4 protein-coding genes and 2 pseudogenes are annotated in these 7,501 nt (G+C 61.8%); 5 read left to right on the forward strand and 1 reads right to left on the reverse strand.

Annotated elements, in window-relative coordinates:
- A pseudogene (locus tag MPJ51_RS00455) lies at positions 1 to 686 on the reverse strand (malate synthase G); the annotation flags it as partial.
- A gap of 197 nt (positions 687 to 883) precedes the next feature.
- On the opposite strand from MPJ51_RS00455, the gene pepN reads away from it, so the two are divergent.
- From pepN to MPJ51_RS00480, 5 genes and pseudogenes are all read left to right on the forward strand, one after another.
- Positions 884 to 3,436 (forward strand): aminopeptidase N, encoded by a 2,553-nt coding sequence (pepN, locus tag MPJ51_RS00460; protein ID WP_298381025.1) that lies wholly within the window; start codon positions 884 to 886, stop codon positions 3,434 to 3,436.
- Complete coding sequence (locus MPJ51_RS00465; RefSeq protein WP_298381026.1) at positions 3,433 to 3,870, forward strand: hypothetical protein; 438 nt, start codon at positions 3,433 to 3,435, stop codon at positions 3,868 to 3,870. The genes pepN and MPJ51_RS00465 overlap by 4 nt, the downstream gene beginning before the upstream one ends.
- A gap of 189 nt (positions 3,871 to 4,059) precedes the next feature.
- Entirely contained in the window at positions 4,060 to 5,250 is a 1,191-nt protein-coding gene (locus MPJ51_RS00470) for a hypothetical protein (RefSeq protein WP_298381027.1), read from the forward strand.
- Between the two features lie 89 nt (positions 5,251 to 5,339).
- On the forward strand, positions 5,340 to 6,851 hold the full coding sequence (gatB, locus tag MPJ51_RS00475; RefSeq protein ID WP_298381028.1) for an Asp-tRNA(Asn)/Glu-tRNA(Gln) amidotransferase subunit GatB: 1,512 nt from the start codon (positions 5,340 to 5,342) through the stop codon (positions 6,849 to 6,851).
- Positions 6,852 to 6,944: 93 nt separating this feature from the next.
- A pseudogene (locus MPJ51_RS00480) lies at positions 6,945 to 7,501 on the forward strand (peptidase T); the annotation flags it as partial.

The following is a 7,501-nucleotide window of genomic DNA, read 5'->3' on the forward strand; positions in this document are numbered from 1 at the left end:
ATATGCAGGCCGTTATTCTCCAGCAGCACGAAATCCGGGTTGTCGGCGGAACCGCCATAACCCACAAAGGCACTTGGGTTGGCCAGCGCCGGGGTCAGCGCATCGCCCTGAATGCTCAGACCGGCGACATCCGCCCATGATCCGCTTGCCAGCGGCGCGACCTCATCCAGAAACGCCTTGGCCCAGGCGATGACTCGCCCGCCGCGTTCGGCATCATATCCCTTACCCGCAGGCAAATCGCCCATCGCATCAGTGCCGTAAAGCGCGTCATACAGACTGCCCCAGCGCGCGTTGGCCGCGTTCAGAGCAAAGCGCGCATTTGTGATCGGCACCACCAGCTGCGGGCCGGGGATGGCGGCAATCTCGGGATCGACATTGGCGGTGTCGATCTGGAAATCCTCACCCTCTTCGACCAGATAACCGATCTCGCGCAGGAAATCCTGATAGGCTTTGGCGTCGACATCCTGCCCCTTGCGGGCCAGATGCCAGCCATCAATGCGGCTTTGGATATCCGCACGCGCGGCCAGCAACGCGCGGTTTTCAGGACCCAGCTCAGCCACCATACGTGCCAGCCCCGCCCAGAAGATCTCCGCCGCAACACCCGTTCCGGGCAGCGCCTGCCCTTCGATGAAATCGACCAGAACCTGATCGACCTGCAGCCCGTCTCGGATCTCTCTGCTGCTCATGTCCTTCCCCTCTCGCCTATGTGTGCCATTGCATGCTGACCCCAATTAGAACGAAAGTTTCCGATAGGCAACTTTCCTGCGCGCATTTCGGTAAAAAAATCTGACCAAAATGCGAAAGGCGCGAACGGCACCCGACTTGCAGCCCAACGCCACAACCCATAACGTCGCGCCAGACACGAACCGATGCGAGGCCCCCGATGCGCGATGCTGCCCCCACCACGATCTATCTGAAAGACTACACGCCCTTCGGCTATGTGGCAGACAGCGTGCACCTGACCTTCGATCTGGCCGATCACGCCACCCGCGTCACCTCACGCATCGCATTCCGGCCCAATCCCGAGACCACCGACCGCACCTTCTTCCTGCATGGTGAAGACCTGACCCTGATCCGTGCCGCCATCGACGGGGTCGATGTCTCACCCGAGATCACCGACAAGGGCCTGACCGTCGTCGCCCCCGACGCGCCATTCATCTGGGAAGCGGTGGTCGAGATCGACCCGGGCAACAACACCGCGCTTGAGGGGCTTTATATGTCGAACGGCATGTACTGCACTCAGTGCGAGGCCGAAGGCTTCCGCAAGATCACCTATTACCCCGACCGCCCCGACGTGATGTCCACCTTCACCGTGCGCATCAATGGCGATCTGCCGGTGCTGCTGTCGAACGGCAACCCATCCGGCAAAGGCGACGGCTGGGCCGAATGGACCGACCCGTGGCCCAAACCCGCCTATCTGTTCGCACTGGTCGCAGGCGACCTGATCGCCCATCCCGGCCGGTTCACCACCCGCTCGGGCCGTGATGTGGAACTGAACCTGTGGGTCCGTCCCGGCGATGAAGGTAAATGCGCCTTTGGTATGGAAGCCCTGAAGAAGTCGATGAAATGGGATGAGGATGTCTATGGCCGCGAATACGATCTGGACGTGTTCAACATCGTCGCCGTCGATGATTTCAACATGGGCGCGATGGAGAACAAGGGGCTGAACATCTTCAACTCCTCCGCCGTGCTGGCCAGCCCGGAAACCTCGACCGATGCCAATTTCGAACGGATCGAGGCGATCATCGCGCATGAGTATTTCCACAACTGGACCGGCAACCGCATCACCTGTCGCGACTGGTTTCAGCTGTGCCTCAAGGAAGGGCTGACCGTGTTCCGCGATGCGCAGTTCACCTCGGACATGCGCTCGGCCCCGGTGAAGCGTATCCACGACGCCATCGACCTGCGCGCGCGGCAATTCCCCGAGGATAACGGGCCTCTCTCTCATCCTGTGCGGCCCGAGAGTTTTCAGGAAATCAACAACTTCTACACCGCGACCGTCTATGAAAAAGGTGCCGAGCTGATCGGGATGCTGAAACGGCTGGTCGGGGATGAGGCTTATGCCAAGGCGCTGGACCTGTATTTCGACCGCCATGACGGGCAGGCCTGCACCATCGAAGACTGGTTGCAGGTGTTCGAGGACACGACGGGCCGCGACCTGAGCCAATTCAAGCGCTGGTACAGCCAATCCGGCACCCCCCGCGTGACCATCGGTGAAGACTGGGCGGATGGCACCTATACGCTGACGCTGAGCCAGCGCACCGATCCGACGCCGGGGCAGGACGAAAAGCTGCCTCAGGTGATCCCGGTGGCCGTGGGGCTGCTGGGCCCGAATGGCGATGAGGTCCGCGCCACCGAGGTTCTGGAACTGACCGAGGCACAACAGAGTTTCACTTTCACCGGGCTGACCGCGAAACCCACGGCGTCGGTCCTGCGTGAATTCTCGGCACCCGTCATTCTGGAGCAGGACCAGACCAACGCCGAACGCGCTTTCTTGCTGGCCCATGACACCGATCCGTTCAACCGCTGGCAGGCCGGTCGGTCGCTGGCGCAGAACGCGCTGATGGGCATGATCCTGCGCGACACCGCCCCGAATGCCGATTATCTGGACGGACTGCTGGCGGTGCTGCGCGATGGCAGTCTGGACCCGGCCTATCGCGCGCTGATGCTGGGCCTGCCCTCGCAATCGGAACTGGCTGCCGCACTGCACCAGCAGGGCGAGGTTCCTGACCCGATGGCGATCTGGACCGCGGTCGAAACCCTGCGGCAGGCCACCGCGCAGCACGTGCAGGACCTGCTGCCCCGCCTGCATGCCGAAACCGTGGTCGATGCCCCCTATAGCCCCGATGCCGAGCAATCCGGCAAGCGCGCCTTGGGCAGTGCAGCGCTGGCGCTGACCTCGCGTCTGGATGGTGGCGCGAAGGCGGCAGAGAGCTACGCCGCAGCCGACAACATGACGCTGCAACTGACCGCCCTGTCCTGCCTGCTGCGCGCCCGCAAGGGTGAGGCCGAGTTGGCCGCCTTCTATGACCAATGGCAGCATGACCGGCTGGTGGTGGATAAATGGTTCGCCCTGCAAGTCTCGATGGCCGCGCCTGAGGCTGCCGCTGATGTCGCGGGCCGACTGACCGAACACGCCGATTTCAACTGGAAGAACCCCAACCGGTTCCGCGCCCTGATGGGCTCGCTGGCGATGAACCACGCGGGCTTTCACCGGCAGGATGGCGCGGGCTATGCGCTGCTGGCCGACTGGCTGATCCGACTGGACCCGGTGAACCCGCAAACCACAGCGCGCATGTGCTCCGCCTTTCAGACATGGAAACGCTATGACGCCGACCGTCAGGCGCTGATGCGCACGCAGTTGACCCGCATCGCGGACACCGCTGACCTGTCGCGCGACACGACCGAGATGGTCTCGCGCATCCTGAACGCATGACCGACGCGACCCCGTTCACGTTCGAGCGTCAGAACCGCACCCCGCGCACGGTGGTGATCCTGATCTGCGTCTATGCGGTGCTGATCGGCATGGTGATCCTGTTCAACGCCGCCTGGTGGTTGATGGCCTTGCTGGCGCTGCCCACCCTGCCTGCGGTACTAGATATCACCCGCGACACCAACGCCGGGATGGAGCTGACGCCGGACACCCTGCGCTGGCACACTGGCGGGCGGAAAGCAGAACTGCCCCTGTCCGAGATCGACCGTTTTCGGTTCGACACCCGCTGGGATTTCTCGGTCCGCGTCTCGGCCATATTACAGACCGGCAAACGGGTCCGATTGCCGGACGAGTCGCTGCCCCCGCACCGCGCTTTTGAAGAGCTGTTGCAGCAGGCGGGATGCAAGGTTGAACGCCACCATTTCCGGGTTTTCTGAAACGGTTTGCCATCAAAGACACGGTTTGTTGCCAAAAAACTGGAAAAATCGACGATTTCTTGAATTTTCGCTAATTTCTGAGCAAGCTTGACTCGTTAAATCTGTGTTTCAAATTCGAGTTTCGCCATGTTTCGGTCCCTAAGGGCACTGTCTGCCCGCATATCCGGCTCTACCCCTCCCGCAACGCCTATGGCGCAGACCTCTGTCGAGGTGCAGCCCCTCTACGATACCGGGCAACTGAATATCCCGGTTGCCGAGCCCGGCTCGGATGAAAAGGTCGGCCATCAGATGATCGCGCGGGGCCGCCATCTGGCCCGTCAGGACCTATGGACCCAATTGTCGCAAGAGATGCTGGCTGCCGATCAGACGCGCAAAACCGCCCCCTGCGGACAGCCCATAGCCGAATTGCTGGCCTATGGCGCGCGTTCCGATGTGGTGCTGGCGGTGGAACATGCCCTGTCCGAGGGCGTGGCCTTTGACGATTACGATCTGCTCTGCGGGATTTCCGAGCTTGAGACCGAATTGCAGGATCATCCCGACGATCCGATGATCGGCCTTGTGGTGGCGCTGGCGCATATCGATCTGGCCTGGGCCTGGCGCGGCACCACGCGCGAGGGCACATCGCATCCGCAGCACTGGTCGCGCTGTGCCGCGCATTTCGACCGCGCCGCGGCCCTGCTGCCCAAATGCCGGGCCGCCGCGCCGGACAGTCCTCTGGTCGCTGCCGTTGAATGTGCGTTGCTGGCCGGTCAAAGCCGTGCGCAGACCCGCGTGGCCGACAAATATGAACGGCTGATTGGTCTGGACCCGCATAACCACCGTCACATGCGCGCCATGGGCAGCCATCTGCTGCCGCGCTGGTTCGGCAGCTATGCAGAGCTGGAGCTTCAGGCCCTGCGCACCGCCGCGCGCACCCATGATGTCTGGGGCGCGGGTGGTTATACCTGGGTCCAGTTCGACGCCATCGCGCTGGATGACGAAGCCTGCGCGCGCGTCGATGTGGATTATTTCATCGAAGGTCTGCACGACATTGTTAAACGCCGCCCGGATCAACAGATGATCAACCTGCTGGCCGCCTATTGCGCGATCACCCTGCAGCAGGGCGCAGGCCAGAACGAACAAGCCGATCAGGCCCGTGCGCAGATTTGCGCCGCCGCCGACTGGCTGATCCGCGACCACCTGACCGAGCTTCATCCGCTGATCTGGGCCCATGCGGCGGACGGGTTCAACAACTCGGTCCGTATCCCCTCAGCCGAGCGGTTCGCGGCACGCGGACATCGCGACGCGCTTCGGGCGATTGCCGATCTGTTCCGGGATGAGCTGCACAGCGGCAAAAGCGTGACCTTCACGCCCTCGGGCCTGCAGTTTTCCAGAAACTGACCCAGCCTTGGCGCCGACATTCCCCCTTGCCCCTTGGGGCAGGCGGGCCTAATACGCAGGCTTAGACTTCTGCGGATAAGAGGCGCGCCATGCTCGACCTGACCTACGAAATGCCCAAACCGAAAACCATCGCCGGGGCCAAGCACGATTGGGAACTGGTGATCGGGATGGAGGTGCATGCGCAGGTCTCATCCAATGCGAAACTGTTCTCGGGCGCATCGACTCAATTCGGGGCCGAGCCAAATTCAAACGTGGCCTTCGTGGACGCGGCGATGCCGGGCATGCTGCCGGTGATCAACGAATATTGCGTGGAACAGGCGGTGCGCACCGGGCTGGGCCTGAAGGCGGATATCAACCTGAAATCGGCCTTTGACCGCAAGAACTATTTCTACCCCGACCTGCCGCAGGGTTATCAGATTTCCCAGCTGTACCACCCCATCGTGGGCGAAGGTGAAGTGCTGGTGGAAATGGGCGACGGCACCGCGCGCATGGTTCGGATTGAGCGTATCCACATGGAGCAGGACGCAGGCAAATCGATCCACGACATGGACCCGCATATGTCCTTTGTCGACCTGAACCGGACCGGCGTCTGCCTGATGGAGATTGTCTCGCGCCCCGACATTCGTGGCCCTGAAGAGGCCGCCGCCTATATCGCCAAGCTGCGCCAGATCCTGCGGTATCTGGGCACCTGCGACGGCAACATGCAGAACGGCAACCTGCGAGCGGACGTGAACGTGTCCATCTGTTTGCCGGGCGCTTATGAGAAGTATCAGGCGACGCAGGATTTCTCACATCTCGGCACACGCTGCGAGATCAAGAACATGAACTCGATGCGGTTCATCCAACAAGCCATCGAGGTCGAAGCCCGCCGTCAGATTGCTATCGTCGAAGGTGGTGGAGGGGTCGATCAGGAAACCCGTCTGTACGATCCGGACAAGGGCGAGACACGCTCGATGCGGTCCAAAGAAGAAGCGCATGACTATCGCTATTTCCCGGACCCCGATCTGCTGCCGCTGGAGATCGAACAGGCGTGGGTCGATGACATCGCCGCTAAACTGCCGGAACTGCCCGACGACAAGAAGGCGCGCTTCATCAGCGAATTCGGCCTGACCGACTATGACGCCTCGGTGCTGACGGCCGAGGTCGAAAGCGCCGCCTATTTCGAAGAAGTCGCCAAGGGTCGCAACGGCAAGCTGGCCGCAAACTGGGTGATCAACGAGCTGTTTGGCCGGTTGAAGAAAGAAGACCACGACATCACCGACTCGCCGGTTTCGCCCGCGCAGTTGGGCGGGATCATCGACCTGATCGCCTCAGACGCGATCTCGGGCAAGATCGCCAAGGACCTGTTCGAAATCGTCTATACCGAAGGCGGCGACCCGGCGCAGATCGTCGAAGATCGCGGCATGAAGCAGGTCACCGACACCGGCGCGATTGAATCCGCACTGGATGAGATCATCGCCGCCAACCCCGCGCAGGTCGAAAAGGCCAAGGTGAACCCGAAACTGGCGGGCTGGTTCGTGGGGCAAGTGATGAAAGCCACCGGCGGCAAGGCCAACCCCAAGGCCGTTAACGAGCTGGTTGCCAAAAAGCTGGGCGGCTAAGCCCTGTATTTGATAAATTAAGCGGAGTCAGGCCATCGGCTTGACTCCGTTTCTGTTTGCGCTCTTTCTTCCCTGCAAATGAGGTGAGGTATTATGCAGAACAGATTTGATCAGGAACTTGAAGACCGGCTGGTCCGTTACGCAGCCATCGACAGCCAAAGCGATGAGACATCGCCAACGACCCCCAGCACCGAAATCCAGTTCGACATGCTGAACCTGCTGCGGCAGGAACTGACCGAGATTGGCGCGCAGGATGTGGAGCTGACCGGCGACAGTGTTGTCGTGGCCACCATCCCCGGCACCGCCCCCGGCCCCACGATCGGCTTTCTGGCCCATGTGGACACCGCCCCGCAATTCAACGCAACCGGCGTCAAACCGCGCGTGATCAAGGGCTATAACGGCGGCGACATCACCTTTCCCGACGACCCCGATCTGGTACTGTCACCCGAAGAACACCCCTATCTGGCCGAGCGGGTCGGCCATGACCTGATCACCGCGTCGGGCACCACGCTGCTAGGGGCCGATGACAAGGCGGGCGTGTCGATCCTGATGACTATGGCGCGGCATTTGCTGGAAAATAAGGACGTCGCGCATGGCCCGATTCGCATCGCCTTTACCCCGGACGAAGAAATCGGGCGCGGCGTGACCGA

The organism is Ruegeria sp. (genome assembly GCF_028066395.1).
Taxonomy (GTDB): Bacteria; Pseudomonadota; Alphaproteobacteria; order Rhodobacterales; family Rhodobacteraceae; genus Ruegeria.